This window comes from Melioribacteraceae bacterium 4301-Me (genome assembly GCA_041538185.1).
Classification (GTDB): domain Bacteria; phylum Bacteroidota; class Ignavibacteria; order Ignavibacteriales; family Melioribacteraceae; genus Pyranulibacter; species Pyranulibacter aquaticus.
Map to the genome: position 1 here is coordinate 129,908 of JBGORM010000001.1, position 20,867 is coordinate 150,774.

A 20,867-nucleotide genomic window follows, 5' to 3' on the forward strand; every position below is an offset into this window, starting at 1 on the left:
AAATGAAATTTGAAACATCAAACAAGCCATTAAGTATGTTTAGTTATTCTTCTCTTACAGATATTGTTATGTTATTATTAATATTTTTTCTTTTGACTTCTCAATTTGTGATAACTACAGGTGTTAAGGTAAAATTACCAGCTGCAAAAAACAACGAGCAAGCAGCACCATCTAAACTTGTGGTATCAATAAATGACCAAGGTAAAGTTTTTTTAGGCTCTGATGAAATAACAACTGATTTACTGCCTGCTAAACTTGAATCTATAAAAAATAAAACTGGGGAAAATAATCTTATTATAAGGGCGGATAAGTCTGCAAGTATCGATATAGTAATTAAAGTTATTGACGCTGGCAAAGGAGTTGGAATAGATAAATTTACAATAGAGACCGAAAAACAAAATTACTGAACGATATTACATTTATGTTTAAGAAGAACACACAAAATATCTCTTATTTAATTTCGTTTGGTTTTCATTTAGCTCTTCTATTGATTTTTATGGCAATTAACTTTTCTACACAAACTGAGAATACAGAATATATAACAGTTGGTTTTGGGAGTTTTGGCAATCCTGGGCTTTCAGGTGCAGCAGGTAAAAGTGCCCAACAAAGAGATGAAGTAGCAGAAATTGAAAAACAAAAGGTTCAGACTGACAAAGAAGAAAAAAAGGTAGAATTACCTAAAACTGTAAATTTTGATCAGCAAAATCCCATCCCTGCTGCATCAAATAAAAAAGAAAAGGAAGAAAAAACAGCTATCGAAAAGGTTAAACCACTTAAAAAAACAGAATCTGAAAGCAGAGGAGAGGAATTTGCCGGCAGCAGGTTTGGAAGTTTTGGTTTCCAGATTGATTTTGGGGGCAAAGGCATAAGAAAAATTTATAGCTATATATTGCCTCAATATCCTGAGGGAGTTTCAAAAGAAATTGATGTTAAATTAAAATTCACTATTATGCCAGATGGTACAGTGGGGAAGATATTTCCTTTAATAAAGGCTGATGCAAAATTAGAAATGGCGGCTATTAATTCTTTAAGACAATGGAGATTTGAGCCGCTGCCTCCAAATGCTAAACAAATTGAACAAAGTGTGGTTATTACTTTCCCTTATCGTTTAAAGTAGCTTTATCCCTGCCGTAATATGATTTATAAAAAAAATACTCTAAAATTGACAACATAGTTAACGAAATTGTATCAGCATCAAAGTAAATTCCAAAGCCTTTTGCATCAAAAAATATTTTAACTATCATAGTAATAATTGACCAACCGACTGAGAACAATACAATAATTAAACCTACATTTATAAATGCTGTACTAAGAGATTCCTCTTGCCATTTTTTTGTGAATATTATTAAAATGAAAATTAAATGAGCTGCAAAGATTAATGCGATTATCATGTTGATTTTGTTAGGTGTAATTAATTCTTGAATTTATTATCTGTGCACTAGTCATCCCGCCAATAGCTCCAAATATTGTATTGATAATGAAATTATTAACGATTACCGATAAAGTATAAAGCCACGAAAAACCATAGACCAAAATTTCTTCTCTAACCTTTTGGAATAAGTTAAGAACTTGCTCTTTCAAATTGTTGTCTATTGGAAAGTTATTTACTAATCTTTGCAGCTCTGGGAATGCAGCAATTAAGTCATTGTTCTTAGTAATCATTGTTATTGTTAAATCAAAAATGGAGCCGAAGATTGCAGCATATATTCCTGTTAATAGACCAATAATTAAAGCTTTTTTAAGTGGGACCTTGTCACTTAATTTATTTGCCTTTCTATCTAAAACTATTGCAATAAATGATGCAACTGGTAAAATAAGGCAGCAAGAAAAGCTTTTCGCAATTGGGACAATTTGTAAGACTCCTGCGCCGAACCCACAAACGAAAGAACTAATGTACTTTTTCAATTCTTATCCTTCTATTTTCAGAGATAAGTTCAGTTAAGCTTTGGTAAAAATATAAAAAAACAATTGAACCTAAAAGAAAGCCACTTGTAAATGCAATTAACTTTGAATAAGGATAAATTCCTACTGTGGTGAGTGTGACATCAATTATAGCTGGTGCTGCGCTTATTATAAAAATTTTTATTTTTAGTTGAATGTTAATCTCTTTAAATAAATTGTATAACGACATAATTAAAAAGCCTAAGTATATTCCCAAACATCTTGAGCAAACAAGTGTTTCGGTGTTGTAAATTACTAAAAGCTTATTATGCTGCTGATGACAAACAAGTGAAAATGCTTTTTTGAAAAAAGGGATGAAATTAATAAGGTACGGCAGTTTTGAGGCAATTAATTCGATGAAAATTAGTGAAGTCCAAAATAAAATTGAAAGAAATATTAATATTCTGAAATGTAGCTTCATGAATTTTATTTGGATTGAGTGTATATAAGAATTTTTTTAGTTGTCAATATATACAATTTGGAATTCATAAATGCTGTGGCAATTATTTCAGAATCAACTGGTGTAATAAATTTTATTTTTTTGAAGGTATCGTCAACTGTGTTAATGCTTTTTGCATAAACTTCTTTGTGTGAATTAATAAACATCATGTCAGTATATATAGAAATATTTTCTGGTTCAAAACTTAGTTCATTTTTAGAGATTCCATTACCAAATTGATCAAATTGAACTAAGTTTGAGTTGTCTATTACCCAAATATTGTTTTTGCTGTCTATTGAAAATCTTTTTGGATTAGTTAAAATGAAACTGCCAGAATCATAACTTCCAATCGAAAGCCTGAAGTTTCCGTTTAGGTCATATTTGATAATTCTATTATTGTCCGAATCTAAAATGTAAAAATCCCCTTGAGAAGAAGTGGCGACACAAGTAGGGAATGCAAAAACATAATCTTGGGGATTCAAACTGCTGCTTTTAAATTCTGATAAAAAATTTAGGTCCTTATCAAAAATTTGAATGCGGTTATTATTTTTATCACACACATAAACATTAAGTGAATTGGCATATAAATATACGGGATTATCAAACTCGGCTTGTGACCACCCGTATCCACCAATAAAATGAATAACTTTGCCCAATGTATCTAACTTTGTAATTTCATTTGTCTGTGAATCAGCAATAAATATGAATCCTGAAGTGTTGATTGAAAAAGAGCTTGCAGAGTAAAATTTACCGATTTCACCTGTAAGAATGTATGTTTGTGCATAAATTAGATTAGCATTAGCTATTATAACTATAATAACAGTCAATATGAATTTCATAATTAATTAAAAAAAAGAACTAAATAACCGATAATTTATTAGTTAATGGAAAATGTACCTATTAATTAAAAATATTGGCAAAATTATTGTATTAATTTATTAATTTACATTAGCTTATAAAAGCAAGATGTTAAAAATAATTTGAGGCAGTAATGCAGAAGATACTTTTAATAAGTCTAATAATTGTTTTTATAATGGGTTCTTGCAAGTTAAAAGAAGACAATACAGCCAACCCAACAGAAAACACGAGTAACTCTACAATTTCTAGTATAACTGTAACTGCCCCAAATGGAGGAGAAATTATTCAAGAGGGCTCATCATATAATATAACATGGACTGCCAAAACTTCCTCTCTGTTAAGAATAGCATTTTCATACGATAATGGTTCGACCTGGTTACTAATTGCAGATAGTTTGACTAATACAGGTACTTTTAGTTGGTTTCCAGTACCAAATCATATTTCAAATCAATGCTTAGTTCGTGTTTCTACTGTTGATGGTTCAGCAAGTGATGTAAGCGATAAAGTTTTTTCTATTATTAGAAATTCTAATGAAAGTTTAAGGATTATTTCGCCCAATGGTGGTGAATCTTGGGAGGCGGGCACTGAAAAAGAAATTAAGTGGTTTAGTTCAGGAATTGATTCTGTTAAAATTGAGTATACTACAAATAATGGAAACACGTGGAATTTAATAGCTATCGATAAAAACAATACAGGCATTTATTATTGGAAGACTGTCCCCAACACACCATCTACTTTGGCAAAAGTAAGAATTTCGGATGCTAAGGACGGCGAGCCTTCAACTGAAAGTTCGAGTACTTTTAATATTCTACCTGAGCCAATTATAAAAGTTATTTCACCAAATGGTGGAGAGCAATGGATTTCAGGTATTAATAGAACAATTCAATGGTCTTCTGAAAATATAGAAAATGTAAAAATTTCTTATACAATAAATAATGGTTACAGCTGGAATGTTATAACCGCTTCAACTCCAAGTGTAGGCTTTTATGAATGGAAAAACATACCGAACCAAAATTCAAAAAACTGCAAGATTAAAATTGAAGATGCTCTTGATGGTGAACCCTTTGATGTTTCCGATAATACTTTTACGATTACGAGTGATGTTTCAATTGAAGTTATAAGTCCAAATGGTTCAGAAGATTGGAAATCTGGTACTCAACACGATATAAAATGGAATTCTAAAGGTGTTGAAAAAGTAAATATAGAATTTAGCACAAATGCTGGTTTAACATGGAATTCTATAATAAGTAATTTGCTAAACACTGGAGCATATACTTGGACAATTCCTGTATTGTCTGCTAATACTAATGTAACTCAATGTTTAATTAGAGTAAGCGATGCAAGCGATAATTCTATATATGACGTAAGTGACTTTGTATTTACTATTTCGCCTCAGCCATCTATTACGGTGGTTTCACCTAACGGCGGCGAATCTTTCTTATCGGGTACTTCTAAAGAGATTCTTTGGAATTCAACTAACGTATCTAATGTGAAAATTGAATTAACTACAGATGGCGGTGCTCATTGGAGTACTATAGTTTCTTCTACACCAAGCATTGGATTTTATACTTGGAATAATATTCCGAATCTCAATTCTTTATTATGTAAAATAAGAATAAGCGATGCGAATGAAGGCACACCATCTGATGTTTCCGATAATTATTTCGAAATTACAAATCGTATACAAAAGAGTGTTCAAGTGATAAAACCAAATGGTGGAGAGGACTGGGAAGCTGGTACAAAACAAAATATTACATGGTCCGCTTCCGGAGTAAGTAAGGTTAAAATTGAACTAACAACTGATAAAGGCTTTACTTGGACAACCTTAATTGATAGCGTTGCTGGTGGAGCATGGGAATGGGATATTTCTCAATCACTAAATTCTACTCAATGTCAAATACGTATAAGTGATGCAAGCGATAATTCTATTTCAGATATTAGTGATGCTACTTTTACTATTTCTCCAATTAAATTTATTAGAGTCACTCAGCCAACTGGTCCAGCTACATTTAAGGACAGTGACCCAATTACCATAACTTGGGAATCTTCCGGAATTAAAACTGTCGGCATTAAGTATACTACTACTAATGGTTTAGGTCATTACCCAGATATTCCTCAATTTTACCCATTAGTAGATAAAATAGCTAATCAAGGTTTTTATACAACAAGTTTCTCTATTCCTTCAGACCAATATTATGTTGTTGTATATAATGCGGATGAGGGTTCTAACGGTGCACCAAGCGCAAGAAGTATTGGCAATTTTACTATTATTAAAACTGAAACACCAACAATTACTGTAACTTCACCTAATGGCGGTGAACAATGGCTTGCTAACCCATCGAATGTGCCTGTTACAGATGTTAATAATTACCATCCCTACGAAATTAGATGGATTGCTACAGGTCTGGAAAAAGTTAAAATAGAATGGAGTACTACTGGTGGTGGTGTTTGGCATGTAGTACCTGGCGCAGATAGCACAGCAAATGATGGAATATTTACTTGGGCACCAGGTCGACTTGAAACCAGCATTGGAGAACCTCGTCCCGATAGTTCTGATAATTGTTTAATTAGGGTTAGCAATTTGTCAGGTAGTATCTCTGATCGTTCTGATGGCGTTTTCTCAATTCACGAAAGTAAAATGATACGTGTAGAATTCCCGAATAACGGTGAATATTTTGACACTTCGAATGTGAGTAGATATCCAATGATAATAAGATGGACTTCTTATGCAGTTTCGAGTGTCGATATTTATGGCAGTATTGATAATGGTGTAAGCTGGTTCCAAATAGTTTCCAATTATAAATCTACAGGTGTATATGCTTGGGATTGGTTTAATGATCCTAATGTCGGTAACTCAATTTCATCTCAAGGAAGAATAAAAATAGTTGACCATAATGATTCTAAGATATGGGATGTTAATGATATACCATTTTTCTTGAATTTAAAAGAAGGGCAAACTAATTAGTTTTTTGGGGTCTTAATTACTGATTTTACTTAAAAGAGGAATGTTTTGATTCTAAATTGAGGGCGCATTGTTTAATAGAGCAAAAGAATTTTTAGAAAGGTTCTTCCCGTCTGAACCACTAAAAATTTCTTTTTCGATGATTAAGCTTTTTCTTTTTTTTTTCTGCTTGGAACTCCTACACTGTTGTTTCTTCATTTACGTTCTCAAAATAAAATTGAACTTGAATTACTTAAACAAAAACACCATGAAATCCAAATGGCAGTTCAAAGTTATTTGGAGGATATGACTCACACAAACTATTCGGAAAGCAAACAAAAAGATATATAATTGAAAATTAATTCATATCGTAAACAACTCAAAACAATAGAAGAAAAAATTAGTGACATGAGAATTCACCACTTCGTGGTTAGAAATTTTTGGTTCCTTCAGTAAACTTATTTAATTTTGCCGTACTTCTTTGCCCCGTGGTGTAATTGGCAACACGTCTGACTCTGGATCAGAAGTCTCCAGGTTCGAACCCTGGCGGGGCAGCAGTTTATTTGTACACTTTATTAAAATTTTCTTGCATTTACTATCTTTTTATCTCATCAACTATAACTCACTGTTTTACGAAACGTTAATTCAATTGTTTGGGCAGTTTCATTTACTCCTTACGTTATAATAGAACATACAAATATCCTCCTACTTTTTGCTTACTTATTTATTAAAACTTTTTCGTTCGGCTACATAGAAAGTCACACTAACCACTGATTGCAAAGAAATTATCAGATTTATATTTATAGATTAACGCAATCTCTAAAAATTCTTTTAAAAAAAATTTGCGTATATGCATTAATAAGCATATTTTTACATGCAAAAATTAGCATATATAAACATGGACAAGTTAATAGAAAAATTCAAAGCTCTTTCTGACGAAACAAGATTAAGAATAATAAACCTCTTTATTAAGAGCGGTCAAAATCTTTGTGTATGCGAATTAATGGACGCATTAAAAATCCCTCAATATGCAGTCTCGAAAGCTTTGACAATCCTTAAGAATGCTGATTTATTAACTTATGAAAAAGAAGGAACATGGGTTTATTATCAGCTAAATAGGGCTGTTCAAGAGAATAAAAGTATTTTTACATTTTTAAGAAATTTTTTAACTGATAAACCTTTCTTGGAAGATGAAGAACGATTAAATCAAAGACTGCTGTTAAGAGAAAACAATCGTTGTGTTGTTGGTATAATTCCAGAAGAAGATTTAGTAAAACTAATTAAAGAAAAAATACGTGGGTAAAACATATGGGAAATACACAATCACATTTTGACCCTAAAACATCAGAACTAATCGCTATTGGAGCATCAATTGGCGGTAATTGCTTGCCTTGTTTGCGTTATCATTTTGCTGAAGCATTAAAACTTGGTTGCACAATTCACGAAATTGAAGAAGCAATTAGAATAGCTAAAATGATCAAGGAAAGACCAATAAATGATATTTATAACTTAGCTGAAGATTTAATCAGCAGAGAAAAAGAAAGGAGATAATTGATGACTTCATCTATAAATGTAAAACAAACAATAAAAGAAAAGTATTCTGAAATTGCTCTTGTTGCGCAAGGACAAGGATGTTGTGGGTCTTTCTCGTCTTGCTGTGGCAGTTCTAATTTAATCAGCTTTACAATGATAGGTGATGAATATAAAAATATTGATGGTTATGTCCCGGAAGCCGATCTGGGACTTGGCTGCGGGTTACCGACTGAGTATGCCGAAATAAAAAAAGGTGATACAGTTGTTGATCTTGGCTGCGGCGCTGGAAACGATGTTTTTATTGCTAGGTCGATTGTTGGAGAAGAGGGGAAAGTAATTGGAATTGATATGACCGAAGAGATGATTAAAAAGGCAAAAAGCAATAATTTGAAAATTGGATACGATAATGTTGAGTTCAAATTAGGCGATATTGAAGATATTCCCTTGCCTGATAATATTGCTGATGTTGTCGTTAGCAACTGCGTACTGAATCTTGTCCCGGATAAAGTAAAAGCATTTTCTGAAATTTATAGAATACTTAAACCAGGTGCTCATTTTTGTATCTCCGATGTTGTTTTGCGAGGTGAACTAAATGAAGAGCTGAAAAAATCAGCGGAATTATATGCCGGATGTGTAGCCGGTGCTTTACAGCAAGATGACTACCTTCAAATTATCAGTTCTATTGGTTTTAAAGATATCGAAATAAAAAAAACTAAAAAGATTGATCTACCCGAAGAATTATTAGCACTTTATTTATCTGAGCAAGGAATTAAAGAATATAAAGAAAATCTATCCCAAAGGGTTGGATTACCAAAAGGAATATTTAGCATTACAGTAATTGGAACAAAGAAAATAAATTAAAGGAGATTTAAAGATATGCCAATATATGAATTTCATTGTAAAGACTGTGGTTATTATTTCGATGTAAAAGCCACAGTTAAAGAAAAAGAAGAAGGGTTAAAAATCCATTGTGAACAATGCGGGAGTGAAAACCTACAACAAGTATTTGGCGGCTTTGCTATTCTTGGCGGACAAGCAATAAACGTCAAATCTCGCGATTCTCAAAATAGCGGCGGTTGCTGCGGCGGTAATTCAAGCTGTTGTTCGTAAAAAATAAAAGGAGTTTAAGAAATGGAAACAAAAATAGATGAGAAATTAATTCAAATAGAAATTTTCGACCCGCCGATGTGCTGCCCGAGCGGGTTATGTGGCCCGAATATTGACCCGGCGTTGCTCGATATCAACGAAGCAATTCTAAAACTTAAAAAAGAGTTTGATGGCAAAGTTATTGTCGAGAGATATCTGCTAAGTCAGCAAGGACCAAAATTTATGCAGCAGCCGGAAGTCATGAGCCGATTGCAAAAATATGGCGTTGAAATTCTTCCATTAACTTTGGTTGACGGCAAAGTGGTAAAAGAAAAATCATATCCGACTTTTGATGAGTTGCTAAATTTACTTAGTAAAAGTAATATCGCTTGAAACAGTCATTCCCGCGCAAGCGGGAATCTATATATTTATAAAAACAAATAATTGTGAACATAATTATGGCAAACTAAAAAGGTAAGAGTTATGAATAACACAAAGTATATATTCTTCAGCGGCAAAGGCGGAGTTGGTAAAACTACTATGGCTTGTGCAACCGCAATTCATTATGCAAATGAAGGCAAAAAGACTTTAATAGTTACAACAGATCCCGCAAGTAATTTAGCGGATGTTTTTGAAACTGAAATCGGACACAAAATTACACCACTGCTTAATAACCTATGGGGAATGGAAATTGACCCGGATAAGGCAACAGAAGAATATCGTGAAAGAATTCTCTCGCCTATGCGCGCAGTCATGCCAGAAAGTGTAATGACTGTTCTTGAAGAACAATTCAACTCGCCCTGCACAACAGAGATAGCATCGTTTGACCGGTTTGTTGACTTTATGGTTGCGGAAAAAGAAGGCAAAGGCGAAAAGTATGACGTAGTAATTTTCGACACAGCCCCAACAGGTCACACAATCCGCTTACTTGAGCTTCCAGTTGACTGGAGTAAACATATTGAAGAAAGCGCAAAAGGAAGTGGAAACACTTGCATCGGTCCCGTTGCATCAATTCAAGAAAATAAAGCTAAATATGATGAAGCTACACGATTGTTAGGTGATGCAGAAAAAACAACTTTTATCTTTGTTCTCCAGCCCGAAGAAATTTCTATTTATGAAACAAAAAGATCATCGATGGAACTAAAAGAAATCGGCATCCAAAATATTGAATTAATTATTAATGGAATTTTGCCAGAGGAAGTTTGTGAACATCCTTTTTTCAAAAACAGATTTGAAATGCAACAAAAGTACATTAAAACTATAGAAGCTGAATTCCCTGGGAAGACATTACGAAAAATTTATCAGCGTGATGGTGAAATTAAAGGTGTTGAGAGATTGTTAAATATCGAAAAAGATTTGTTCAATAACTCTGAAAAACAAAATTACACTTTAGAGGATGGTGAATTTACCAAAGCTGAATTCAATAAATTCATGCCCGATTCGATTGAAGAGATTATCAGGCCAAATGGCAAAACAAAGTCTATTTTCTTTACTGGGAAAGGAGGAGTTGGTAAAACTGTAATTTCTGTAATATCAGCTTTTAAATTTGCTAAAGAAGGATACAAAACATTGCTGCTTACAACCGATCCGGCATCTCACATCGGTGAAGTGCTCGAACAAAATGTTACCGACAAAATTCAGAAAATTGAAGGCGTTGAGAACCTTTGGTCTGTCATTGTCGATCAGGAAAAAGCAACTGAAGAATACAAACAGAGAATTATTGAAGAATCAAAATCAAAATATTCCGAAGATATGATAATTGCAATAAAAGAAGAGCTTGAGTCACCTTGCACTGAAGAGATGGCGGCTTTCGATAAGTTTATGAGTTATGTGGAAAGCGATGATTATGATTTTGTTGTTTTTGATACAGCACCAACCGGACATACACTACGATTACTTGAACTACCTTTTGATTACAGCGACCAGGTTAGTTTAATGGTTACTACGAATGTTAAAAGTCAAAAAGCAAAATCTATTACTCAAAAAAGATTTGACAGAATAATTGCAAAGATGAAAGATCCCAATCAATCTATTTTTGCTTTTGTTGTTTATCCAGAATCAACTCCAGTTATTGAAGCCTATAGAGCAATGCTTGATTTGAAAGACGCCGGAATTCAAACTCAATTTGTGGTTGCAAATCAAGTGCTTGAACCGGAATACTGCACAAATGAATTTTTCATTAAGAGAAGAAAGATGCAGGAAAAATATCTCAATGAAATTAAAGAAAAGTTTCAATTGCCGGTTACGGTAATGCCGCTACTTGAATCGGAAATAAAAGGTATGGAGATGATTCAAAAGGCATCCGAGCTTTTATTCAACAATAAAGTTATAGTATAAACAAAATAAGAGGACACAACAATGGATGACGGAAATTCAGAAGTATATCAGATAGTTAATGAAAGAGTAAAAACTGCAGCTAAAGCACTTGGTAATGCTCTTCTAAAATCTGAAGCATATATAAATTTTATTAAAGCTCGAGACCAATTTAGAATGGATGAAACGGCTAAGGAAGCAGCAAGAGAATACAATGCTGTATTAAATGATTATCAAATGCGTGCTCGCTTTGGAGGAATAACGCCAGATGATGAAACAAAAATTCAAGAAGCACAAAAAGTTGCTCGACAAAATATTGTTCTTGATAATTATTATAAGTCGCAAGAGAACTTAATTGCTTTTTACCAAGAATTGAATGCTTACCTAAGCGATAAATTAAAATTTGATTTTGCATCCCTTGCAAAACCACCAAGTAGCTGCTGCGGATAATATTAAATTGAATTAAACCAAAGAGGAAAAATAATGATAGACACTCAATTAAAATTTATTGCAGATGAATTTATACGTTCTCTTCAATCAATGCCGCAAGTTATAGAGTATTTAGATGCACTGAATAAATATGAGAACGATGAAATAATTACAAGCTTAATGGAAAATTATAATCAGTTATCAATTGATTTTCAAAAAAAACAATATGATGGAACCTTAACGCAAGCTGATATAGCAGAGTTAAGAAAACTTGCTGCCGAAATTCAAAATAATAAACTATATAAAGAACTGATAAAAAAACAAAATAACTTAAAAGAATTACTGCAAGAATGTAATGATATAGTTAGTAACGAAATCTCGATGGATTTTGCAAAGCTTGCAGCTCCTTCATCTTGTTGCTCTTGATAATTCTCTAATTGTAAATGAAGGAAAAATTATATGGACTGGAAAGAACAATATAAAAGTTTTTTATGGATACTTGGTTTCTTTCTATTCGCGTACTTTATGCCGATAGAAAGTGAGTCTTTTAAAGGTGCAATTTTAGCTGCATTTGATCTAGCAAAATGGTACGCACAGGAACACGTTTTGCTCTGCTTAGTCCCGGCTTTTTTTATTGCTGGTGTAATTGCAGTGTTCATTAGTCAGGCAGCAGTTGTAAAATATTTTGGCGCAAAAGCAAAAAAGTGGGTTGCATATCTTGTTGCATCAGTATCAGGTACAATACTAGCCGTTTGCTCTTGCACTGTCTTGCCTTTGTTCTCAAGTATACATAAACGTGGGGCAGGATTAGGACCTGCAATGGCATTTCTTTACTCGGGTCCTGCAATAAATATTTTAGCAATTATTCTTACTGCGCGAATACTTGGACTTGAACTCGGAATTGCACGAGTAATTGGAGCAGTTTCATTTAGTGTAATTATCGGTTTGATTATGGCTTTCATCTACCGGAAGGAGGAAAAAGAAAGAGCTGAAGTACAACTTGCAATGCCGGAAGTTGAGGAACCCAGACCGATATGGCAAACCGCATTGCACTTTTTTATTCTCGTTGCAATTCTTGTTTTTGTTAACTGGGGAAAACCTGCTGATTCAACTGAGGGATTTTGGTACTTTATGTTTGCTAATAAATGGTTTATTACAGCAATTTTCGGAATTGGTTTTGCTCTTTCGATGATTTATATAATCAAAGCAAAAAAACTTTATGTAATACTTGGTACTTTAGCGGTATTTATTTCAGCAATAATTTTTTATCACAATCCAACTATTACTTTTGTTGTGGCGGTAGTTGCAACAACACTGGCTTTAACTTTTACAGAAGGTGAACCAAATCAATGGCTTGGTGAAACATGGGGATTCACAAAACAAATTATGCCACTGCTTGGTGCTGGTGTTTTGGTTGCAGGTTTTCTTCTTGGTTCTGCAGAAGGGAATGGAGGAATAATTCCTAAAGAATGGATTTATACTTTAGTTGGTGGAAATTCATTGTTCTCAAATTTCTTTGCATCAATTACCGGTGCATTTATGTATTTTGCAACTTTAACGGAGATTCCGATTCTTCAAGGTTTGATAAATAATGGAATGGGTAAAGGTCCTGCCCTTGCGCTATTGCTTGCAGGTCCTGCTTTATCATTACCAAATATGCTTGTGATTCGTGGTGTAATAGGCACACAAAAAACTGTAGTTTATGTTTCTCTAGTTGTAATTATGGCAACAATAAGTGGACTTGTTTATGGAGCAATTTTTTAATAACATATTACACAGAGAGCCACAGAGAATACACGGAGAAACACGGAGATAAAATGCAATTTGAAGATTTAACAAATGTTATAATCGGTTGTGCAATTGAAGTTCATAAAGAATTAGGCCCAGGTTTATTAGAATCAGCTTATGAAGAATGTTTAGCTTATGAATTGGTAAAGAGAGGATTGAAAATTGAACGTCAAAAACCGGTCCCGGTTGTTTACAAAGAAATTGAGCTTGAATGTGGATATAGAATTGATATCCTTGTAGAAGATAAAGTTGTATTAGAATTAAAAACAGTCGATGAATTTAATCCTATTCATGAAGCCCAAATATTAACTTATCTAAAATTTGCTCAAAAGAAAGTTGGGCTTTTAATTAATTTCAATGTTCTTCGATTAAAAGACGGAATAAAAAGATTTATTAAATAACTCTGAGGTTCTCCGTGTTATCTCTGTGGTTCTCTGTGTAACTAATTATTAAGGGAGAAAGAATGAAAAAAAGAATCTTAATACTATGCACAGGAAATTCTTGTCGCAGCCAAATGGCAGAAGGATTTCTAAAATCATTTGATCAAGAGCTCGAAGTTTATTCTGCAGGGACAAAACCAGCAGAAAAAATAAATACAAAAGCAATTCAAGTTATGAAAGAAGTCGGGATTGATATTAGTAATGGCATCCCTGAAAATGTAGAAAAATATATAAATCAATCCTTTGACTATGTTATAACTGTTTGTGACAATGCAAAAGAAACCTGTCCGGTTTTTATTGGTAAAGTTGGAAAACAATTGCACATTGGATTTGAAGACCCGGCAGAAGCAAAAGGTACTGAGGAAGAAATTCTTTCAGTATTTAGGAAAGTAAGAGACGAAATCAAAAAAGAATTTTATCAATTTTATCTTAATGAGTTGAAATAACTCTGTGGTTCTCTGTGTCTTCTCTGTTGCTCTCTGTGTAATTTTTTCTTACACGGAGTACCACTGAGGTTTCACGGAGAACCATGAAGAAAAAATATGGAGACATTATGAGTACAGTTTCTAAAAAATTGTCGTTCTTTGACCGTTACTTAACATTATGGATTTTCTTAACAATGTTTTTTGGCGTAGCTGCAGGTTCAATATTTCCTGGCATTGCGAATTTCTGGAATTCATTAAGTAGTGGAACAACAAACATTCCTATTGCAATTGGATTAATATTAATGATGTTTCCTCCCCTTGCAAAAGTAAAGTATGAGGAACTGCCAATAGTTTTTAAAAATGTTAAATTGTTAAGCATATCATTAATCCAAAACTGGATTGTTGGACCGCTTGTAATGTTTTTCCTTGCACTTATTCTTTTACCGGATAAACCAGAAATGGCAATGGGCGTAATTCTTGTCGGCTTAGCACGCTGTATTGCAATGGTTTTGGTTTGGAATGATTTAGCGAGCGGCGACTCAGAACTTGCTGCTGGACTTGTAGCGTTTAATGCAATATTTCAAGTTCTTCTCTATTCTGTTTATGCGTACATTTTTATAACAGTTCTTCCCCCATTGTTTGGAATGCAAGGTGCGCTGGTTGATGTTTCCATCTGGGAAATTGCTGTAACTGTTTTAATTTATCTTGGAATCCCATTTGCCGGCGGCGTATTAACACGTTTAATTTTAGTTAAAAAAAATGGGAAAGAATGGTACCACACAAAATTTATTCCTAAGATTTCAATTCTTACACCAATCGCTTTGCTGTTTACAATCTTTGTTATGTTTTCTTTGAAAGGTGAGAAGATTGTCGAACTCCCTCTTGATGTTCTAAGAGTTGCAATTCCTTACACATTTTATTTTACAATAATGTTTTTTGCTACATTCTTTTTTGTTAAGAGACAAGGTATATCTTATGAAAAAACAACTACGGTTGCATTCACTGCAGGCAGCAATGATTTTGAATTAGCTATTGCGGTAGCAGTTGCTGTATTTGGAATAAATTCGCCGGCGGCATTTGCAACTGTAATAGGTCCTTTGGTAGAAGTACCGGTTTTAATTTCACTTGTTAATGTCGCTTTATGGTTTAAGAAAAGATATTTTGATTTAAAAAGTGGAATAGTTTCAGAACAAATAAAATAATAGAGCAATTAATATGGCACGGTTATCAACAAAAGATAAAGAAAAACCCTTTATTTTAATCGGCGCTGCGGTGCTTGGAATTATTATCCAAAATATTTTAAATAGTGATTTCCCCTGGATGACCTACATAGTTGAAATAGGGGTATTCTTTGTTATACTTGCAGTAATGCTACCGGTTGAGATAAAAGATGTTGGCAGTGCATTCAAAAAGATTAAACCAACAATACTTGCCATCATTGTAAATTTCATTATTATTCCACTCTTTTCGTGGTCAATGGGTTGGCTTATTTTGAAAAACTACCCAGACTTTTGGGTTGGAGCTATTCTGTATACTCTTACACCTTGTATTGGCTGGTATCTCATATTTACCGATATTGCTAAAGGTGATGTTGCCTGGGGCATTTCTCTATTGCCGTGGAATATAACACTCCAAATTATTTTAATGCCTTTGTATCTTTATTTTCTTATTGGCAAAGTTATACCCGTAGATTTTTCTGCGTTGATTAGAAGTGTCGTATTATTTCTTGTTGCTCCTTTTGTTTTGGGCTACATAATTCAAAAATACATAATAAAGAAAAAAGGTAGAGATTATTTCTTTGGCAACTTTAAATCTGCTTTAAGTGAAGTTAAACTCTGGGCTTTAGTAATAGTTATTCTAAGTATGTTCATATCACAAAAATCACTCGCGCTTTCTGAAATAAATAAAGTAGGTATACTCATAATTTTTCTAATAATCTTTTTCTTTGTGCTTTTCTTGCTTGCCGTTTTTATTGGGAAAGCATTCAGGCTCGGTTACGCCGATACAGTAACAATGGCATTTACAACAACTGCGCGTAACTCGGAGGCAGTAATTGGTGTGGCAGTTGCTGCTTTCCCGGGTCATCCATTGGTTTATATGGCAATTATTCTGGGACCAATAGTTGAACTGCCATTACTTTTGGTTATCGCAAAAATTATAATGCAATTCAGAAAATTTTTGGAAAATAATAGAGAGGCAATACCTTCGACTGATATGAAATAATGTAATTATTTAAGGAGAATAAAAATGTTTAAGAAAATATTATTTGCCACAGATATTTCCAAAGCATCGGATGCTGTTCTAACTTGTGGAAGTGGGTTGAAAAATCTTGGGGCAGAAGAAGTAATTTTATTCTACGCTCTTGGCGTAAGGCATATCGAATCTTTAAAATATGTATTAAAAGATTTGGCTGAGCCGGCATTGCTTCGTCAAAAGAAAATGTTGGAAGATCAGGGATTAAATGTAAAACTGGAAATAGCTCCGGGAATTCCATCTGAAGAAATAAATAAATATGCTGAAACACATAATATTTCTTTAATTGTAATTGGAACTCATGGTGAATCAGCAGCGCAACATATTTTATTTAGAATAGGCGGAGTTACCTCTGAGGTTTTGCACAGTCACAAAAAACCTCTTCTTGTTGTAAGAACATTTGTTACTGAGGACGAAAAAGGTGAAAAGTGTGTTGAAGCTTCTTGTATGGATTTCAGAAAAAGAATTTTATATCCTACAGATTTTTCTGATACTTCTTTCAGAGCATTAACCTATCTTGAAAAATTAGTAGAAAGTGGTGCAAAAAAAATTACGCTCTTTCATGTTCAGGATAAAACAAAAATTGACAGACATCTTAAAGACAAATTAGAAGAGTTTAACAGAATTGACACTGAAAGACTTAAAATGTATAAAAAAGTTTTGATGGAAAAAGGTGCTGAAGATGTTCAAATCAAAATTCCTTATGGCATTCCAACAAAGGAAATTTTAGAAGAGGCAAAAAAAGATTACTCACTTATAGTTATGGGAAGTCAGGGTCGTGGATTTGTTGAAGAAATATTTGTAGGAAGTGTTAGTCATAATGTTGTACGTAATGCAAATATCTCAGTGCTCTTGGTTCCAGCTTTAAGATAAAACACTAAAAGAGTTGTCATTCCCGCAAAATCGGGAATCTATTAAAAATAATGAATAAAAAATTCGACATAAAAATATTTGTTATGCCCGTTGGCGCTTGCAGCTACGAAAAAACCTGGCAGTATGCGGTTGATTTGATTTCTAAAAAATTAAAAGAACGTTTGGGAAATGTTTTTGAAATAAAATTGATAGAAATCTTTTCGCCCGAATCCTTTTCTTACAAAAAAATTATGGAAGAAATTCAAAACGAAAAACTCCAAACTCCGTTAGTAACGCTTAATGGAAAAATAATTCAATCCGGTGGAAAATTATCTGAGAGAAATTTAAGACTGGAAATTGAAAAATTAGTGGAAAAATAAGAATGATACCTGAAGAAATTCTTAAAGAAAAAAAATCATTTGCGATTGTTGGTGCTTCAAATGAAATGATGAAATACGGTTACGAGCTTGTTTGTGTGTTTCAAGATTATGGTTTCAAAATATTTCCCATTAACCCGAAGTATGATGAGATTGAAGGAATTAAATGTTATCCTTCATTAAAAGAATTACCGGAAAGACCTGATGTTGTTTTAACTGCTTTAGCTCCTAAAAACACTCTTAATGTAATTTCAGATGTAAAAGAAATTGGTGTCGATAAAATATGGTTTCCTCCAAATTGTTATGATGATAATTCCATTAAAAAAGCGGAAGAATTAAAGCTCGATTATGTTTGTAATGTTTGTCCAATTGGAATTTTGAGAAGGATATTTTCTCAAAGTTGATAATGAATAAGCAAAAAAATACAGGATTTTGACCTTTGATAATATGCAACTTATGGCATATATTTGGATTGTTAAAAGGAGAATTAAAATGGAAAACAAGATGTCAGAAATACTTTCGGCAATCTCACATCCTAATAGGATAAGAATTTTAAAAGCTCTTAAGCAAGAAGGTGTTCTTTGCGGATGTGAAATTCTGCCTATACTTGGATTAGAACAGTCGAATTTATCCAGACATTTAAGTACTCTGGTCAAAGCAGGTGTCCTAATTGCATGGAAGGATGGTGTTAGAATGAATTACAAAATTGCTGATGAGAGGATTTTTGATATCCTAAATCTTGCAGAACAAATAGTTAATAAAAAAGAAAAAATTAATGATTTTATAAAGACATAAATTTTTTTAAGTAAATATATGAGTATATGCTCATATATTCATAATATTAAATTAAAATAATTCTCACAAAAAAATTATGGAGGATTAAGTATGAACAACGAAGCAAAATCTACGCAACATGTTAAAAAGGCAATCTTAATGTGCACATGCAGTTTCGCTTGCCCAAGTATGAAAGACATAAATTTCGGTGAATTATCCGAAAGAATTCGTTTAGAATTGCCGCATGACTACATGCTTTTGCATCCAAGATTATGCGAAGAAAACGGCGAGAATCTTTTAGCGGATTTGCTGAAAGATAATGTGCTTTATGTTACGCCTGCATGCAAAGAGGAAAAACAGAAAAAACTTTTGCGCGACGGTTTCGAAAAAGCCGGCGTTAAAATGGACAACAATTGGAAACCTGTTTCAATATCATTTAAGAATACGGAAACTGCATTTAACGACATTAAAAAAGCTTTAGAGGAGGTTTAAAATGGCTGGCAGAGATTATATGGGAATTCCTCGTGAAGAAATTCCTTGGTACCCAACTATAAATGCTGATTTATGTAATAGTTGTGGTTCCTGTCTGGATTTTTGCAGCAATAATGTATTCGCGCAGGGTGAACTTCATATGGAAGTGGCTAACCCTTATAATTGTGTGGTTGGCTGTTCAGCATGCGCTAATGAATGTGAGACCGGCGCTTTGTCTTTTCCAAGCAAAGAAGAATTAGTTAAAAAATTACACGAGCTACGTGACAAATATAAGACTACAGTTTAAATATTTTTTTAATATGTAATGAAGTAGGTTTTAAAATGAAAAACATAGAAGAAAGAAAAATATCATTCATTGGCGGCGGAATAATTGCTGAGGTTTTCATTAAGCGTTTAATTGAAAGTGGATTTGTTTTTCAAAATAACATTATGGTTTCAGATGTTAAGCCAGAGCGACTCGATTATTTAAAAGAAAGTTATTGCGTCCAGGTAACAAACAATAACAGCGAATCCGCCGCTTTTGGCGATTTTGTATTTCTTGCTGTGCCGCCTTCGCAGGTAAAAGTAGTTTTATCAGAAAATTGTAAAGACCTGCGTAAAGATCAAATATTGATTTCACTTGCTGCTGCTATTCCCATCTGGTTGATTGATAGCGTTCTATGTAAAGAAATAGGAATCGTTAGAGTAATTCCGAATATACCATCACAAATTGGAAAAGGTGTGAATCCATATTGTATCGGAAAATTTACAACCAAAGAACAATCTGAAGATGTAAAAAAACTACTTGAGATTTTTGGTGATGCTATTTTAGTAGATGAAAGTAAAATGAACATTGCAACTGCAATAACAGCCGTTGGACCGACATACTGGTTCCCGGCAGTGAAATCATTACTCGATTTTGCAAAAGCCAAAGGATTAGATAAAGAACTTGGTTATAAACTTGTTGCTAAAACAATGCAGGGTACAGCAGAATTAATTTTAAATACTTTGAAAGATCCGGAAGAACTAAAATTGATGATTGCAACAAGAACAATTGATGAAGAAAAAGTTAAAAACATTTTTTATGAAGCCGTTAACAAAGCTTATGAAAAAATAGAAGCAAGCGAGAAGAAATTGACGGAATAAAATGTTATCCATTTTGATGCAAAAAAGATTTATAGGAAAGACCTATGAAAACCTTTAACGAAATAAATAAAATATTAGTAGAATCAGTTGGACTTACAAGCCTACCAGTTGGCTTAAAATTTTACAAAACTATTCCAACTAATGGTTATAAAATTGCAGAAGACCACAGACTCTGCCAGTTAGTAATGCGAGCACGCAATGGAGAAAATCTAATTCTTACTAAAGATGAAATTTCTTGTCCCGCCGCTGCAGCGGCTTTAGGATTCAAGCCGTTGCCCAAAAATTTGCAAGACGGGACCATGCTTCAAGGATACGGAATATTCAGAGATAAAGAATCAGCAATCAAAGTTATGAATGAAATGCCTCGCCTCGAAATGGGGATTTATGAAGCTGTTGCCGCAAAACCCTTAAAAGATTGGGACGAAAACCCGGATGTGATTGTAATTGAAGATGAAGTTGAAAAACTGATGTGGATTGCTCTTGCATATTTAAATGAAGAAGGCGGAAGATTAAATATGAGCACAAGCATTTTGCAGGCGGTTTGTGTGGATTCTGTTGTGCTTCCTTACAAGTCTCAAAAAATAAATATGAGTTTCGGATGTTACGGCTGCCGAGATGCTACTGATGCAAAACCAAGCGAGGCAATTCTCGGTATCCCATTTGCCAAACTTGATATGACAGCGGAAAACTTAAAATATCTGAAATCAAAAGCGATTGACAGATCACGCGCAAAGCAAGTGTATCAAGCTTTCTCAAAAAGAGTAGAGGAAAAACAAAATATTCATCATCAAGTGAGGTAAG

General features: G+C 33.5%; 28 protein-coding genes and 1 tRNA gene. 25 read left to right on the plus strand and 4 right to left on the minus strand.

Annotation, left to right across the window (positions count from 1 at the left end):
* Nucleotides 1–2 precede the first annotated feature (2 nt).
* Entirely contained in the window at nt 3–407 is a 405-nt protein-coding gene (locus ABRY23_00670; GenBank protein ID MFA3781558.1) for an ExbD/TolR family protein, read from the plus strand.
* 14 nt (nt 408–421) lie between these two features.
* Complete coding sequence (locus tag ABRY23_00675; GenBank protein ID MFA3781559.1) at nt 422–1,117, plus strand: TonB family protein; 696 nt, start codon at nt 422–424, stop codon at nt 1,115–1,117.
* Here the strand turns inward: ABRY23_00675 and ABRY23_00680 are convergent.
* The 4 genes from ABRY23_00680 to ABRY23_00695 are packed head-to-tail and all read right to left on the minus strand — an operon-like array spanning nt 1,092 to nt 3,219.
* Complete coding sequence (locus ABRY23_00680) at nt 1,092–1,391, minus strand: hypothetical protein (protein MFA3781560.1); 300 nt, start codon at nt 1,389–1,391, stop codon at nt 1,092–1,094. The two genes, ABRY23_00675 and ABRY23_00680, sit on opposite strands and share 26 nt — an antisense overlap.
* Nucleotides 1,392–1,401: 10 nt before the next feature.
* Nucleotides 1,402–1,905 (minus strand): hypothetical protein, encoded by a 504-nt coding sequence (locus ABRY23_00685; GenBank protein MFA3781561.1) that lies wholly within the window; start codon nt 1,903–1,905, stop codon nt 1,402–1,404.
* Nucleotides 1,889–2,362, minus strand: coding sequence for a DUF2085 domain-containing protein (locus ABRY23_00690; GenBank protein MFA3781562.1), 474 nt, complete (start codon nt 2,360–2,362; stop codon nt 1,889–1,891). Before ABRY23_00690 ends, ABRY23_00685 begins: the two co-directional genes overlap by 17 nt.
* 5 nt (nt 2,363–2,367) lie before the next feature.
* Nucleotides 2,368–3,219, minus strand: a complete 852-nt coding sequence (locus ABRY23_00695) for an NHL repeat-containing protein (protein MFA3781563.1) — start codon at nt 3,217–3,219, stop codon at nt 2,368–2,370.
* 152 nt (nt 3,220–3,371) lie between these two features.
* On the opposite strand from ABRY23_00695, the gene ABRY23_00700 reads away from it, so the two are divergent.
* From ABRY23_00700 to ABRY23_00810, 23 genes are all read left to right on the plus strand, one after another.
* The gene (locus ABRY23_00700; protein MFA3781564.1) at nt 3,372–6,203 is read left to right on the plus strand and encodes a hypothetical protein; all 2,832 of its coding nucleotides are present in this window, start codon (nt 3,372–3,374) and stop codon (nt 6,201–6,203) included.
* A 458-nt stretch (nt 6,204–6,661) separates the two neighbouring features.
* A tRNA-Gln gene (locus ABRY23_00705) sits at nt 6,662–6,734 on the plus strand.
* A gap of 343 nt (nt 6,735–7,077) precedes the next feature.
* Complete coding sequence (locus tag ABRY23_00710; protein MFA3781565.1) at nt 7,078–7,482, plus strand: ArsR/SmtB family transcription factor; 405 nt, start codon at nt 7,078–7,080, stop codon at nt 7,480–7,482.
* A gap of 5 nt (nt 7,483–7,487) precedes the next feature.
* A complete protein-coding gene (locus ABRY23_00715; GenBank protein MFA3781566.1) occupies nt 7,488–7,730 on the plus strand; it encodes a carboxymuconolactone decarboxylase family protein in 243 nt (80 codons plus the stop codon).
* A 3-nt stretch (nt 7,731–7,733) separates the two neighbouring features.
* A complete protein-coding gene (arsM, locus tag ABRY23_00720; GenBank protein MFA3781567.1) occupies nt 7,734–8,573 on the plus strand; it encodes an arsenite methyltransferase in 840 nt (279 codons plus the stop codon).
* Nucleotides 8,574–8,588: 15 nt separating this feature from the next.
* Nucleotides 8,589–8,822, plus strand: coding sequence for an FmdB family zinc ribbon protein (locus tag ABRY23_00725; protein ID MFA3781568.1), 234 nt, complete (start codon nt 8,589–8,591; stop codon nt 8,820–8,822).
* Between the two features lie 21 nt (nt 8,823–8,843).
* Nucleotides 8,844–9,191 (plus strand): arsenite efflux transporter metallochaperone ArsD, encoded by a 348-nt coding sequence (gene arsD / locus ABRY23_00730; protein ID MFA3781569.1) that lies wholly within the window; start codon nt 8,844–8,846, stop codon nt 9,189–9,191.
* A 90-nt stretch (nt 9,192–9,281) separates the two neighbouring features.
* Nucleotides 9,282–11,135, plus strand: coding sequence for a TRC40/GET3/ArsA family transport-energizing ATPase (locus ABRY23_00735; GenBank protein ID MFA3781570.1), 1,854 nt, complete (start codon nt 9,282–9,284; stop codon nt 11,133–11,135).
* A 21-nt stretch (nt 11,136–11,156) separates the two neighbouring features.
* On the plus strand, nt 11,157–11,561 hold the full coding sequence (locus ABRY23_00740; GenBank protein MFA3781571.1) for a YlbF family regulator: 405 nt from the start codon (nt 11,157–11,159) through the stop codon (nt 11,559–11,561).
* Nucleotides 11,562–11,594: 33 nt separating this feature from the next.
* On the plus strand, nt 11,595–11,966 hold the full coding sequence (locus tag ABRY23_00745) for a YlbF family regulator (protein MFA3781572.1): 372 nt from the start codon (nt 11,595–11,597) through the stop codon (nt 11,964–11,966).
* A gap of 33 nt (nt 11,967–11,999) precedes the next feature.
* On the plus strand, nt 12,000–13,304 hold the full coding sequence (locus tag ABRY23_00750) for a permease (GenBank protein MFA3781573.1): 1,305 nt from the start codon (nt 12,000–12,002) through the stop codon (nt 13,302–13,304).
* Nucleotides 13,305–13,357: 53 nt separating this feature from the next.
* Nucleotides 13,358–13,729, plus strand: a complete 372-nt coding sequence (locus tag ABRY23_00755; protein ID MFA3781574.1) for a GxxExxY protein — start codon at nt 13,358–13,360, stop codon at nt 13,727–13,729.
* A gap of 62 nt (nt 13,730–13,791) precedes the next feature.
* Entirely contained in the window at nt 13,792–14,214 is a 423-nt protein-coding gene (locus tag ABRY23_00760; protein ID MFA3781575.1) for an arsenate reductase ArsC, read from the plus strand.
* Nucleotides 14,215–14,318: 104 nt separating this feature from the next.
* Entirely contained in the window at nt 14,319–15,395 is a 1,077-nt protein-coding gene (arsB, locus tag ABRY23_00765) for an ACR3 family arsenite efflux transporter (GenBank protein MFA3781576.1), read from the plus strand.
* 13 nt (nt 15,396–15,408) lie between these two features.
* The gene (locus ABRY23_00770; protein MFA3781577.1) at nt 15,409–16,416 is read left to right on the plus strand and encodes an arsenic resistance protein; all 1,008 of its coding nucleotides are present in this window, start codon (nt 15,409–15,411) and stop codon (nt 16,414–16,416) included.
* 24 nt (nt 16,417–16,440) lie between these two features.
* A complete protein-coding gene (locus ABRY23_00775; GenBank protein ID MFA3781578.1) occupies nt 16,441–17,319 on the plus strand; it encodes a universal stress protein in 879 nt (292 codons plus the stop codon).
* 50 nt (nt 17,320–17,369) lie between these two features.
* Entirely contained in the window at nt 17,370–17,678 is a 309-nt protein-coding gene (locus ABRY23_00780) for a hypothetical protein (protein MFA3781579.1), read from the plus strand.
* 2 nt (nt 17,679–17,680) lie between these two features.
* Nucleotides 17,681–18,079 (plus strand): CoA-binding protein, encoded by a 399-nt coding sequence (locus tag ABRY23_00785; GenBank protein ID MFA3781580.1) that lies wholly within the window; start codon nt 17,681–17,683, stop codon nt 18,077–18,079.
* An 88-nt stretch (nt 18,080–18,167) separates the two neighbouring features.
* On the plus strand, nt 18,168–18,470 hold the full coding sequence (locus ABRY23_00790; GenBank protein ID MFA3781581.1) for an ArsR/SmtB family transcription factor: 303 nt from the start codon (nt 18,168–18,170) through the stop codon (nt 18,468–18,470).
* A gap of 90 nt (nt 18,471–18,560) precedes the next feature.
* Entirely contained in the window at nt 18,561–18,941 is a 381-nt protein-coding gene (locus tag ABRY23_00795; GenBank protein ID MFA3781582.1) for a hypothetical protein, read from the plus strand.
* A 1-nt stretch (nt 18,942) separates the two neighbouring features.
* On the plus strand, nt 18,943–19,227 hold the full coding sequence (locus tag ABRY23_00800) for an ATP-binding protein (GenBank protein MFA3781583.1): 285 nt from the start codon (nt 18,943–18,945) through the stop codon (nt 19,225–19,227).
* Between the two features lie 35 nt (nt 19,228–19,262).
* Nucleotides 19,263–20,066, plus strand: a complete 804-nt coding sequence (locus ABRY23_00805; protein MFA3781584.1) for a pyrroline-5-carboxylate reductase family protein — start codon at nt 19,263–19,265, stop codon at nt 20,064–20,066.
* 44 nt (nt 20,067–20,110) lie between these two features.
* The gene (locus tag ABRY23_00810; protein ID MFA3781585.1) at nt 20,111–20,866 is read left to right on the plus strand and encodes a DUF169 domain-containing protein; all 756 of its coding nucleotides are present in this window, start codon (nt 20,111–20,113) and stop codon (nt 20,864–20,866) included.
* Nucleotide 20,867: the final 1 nt, after the last annotated feature.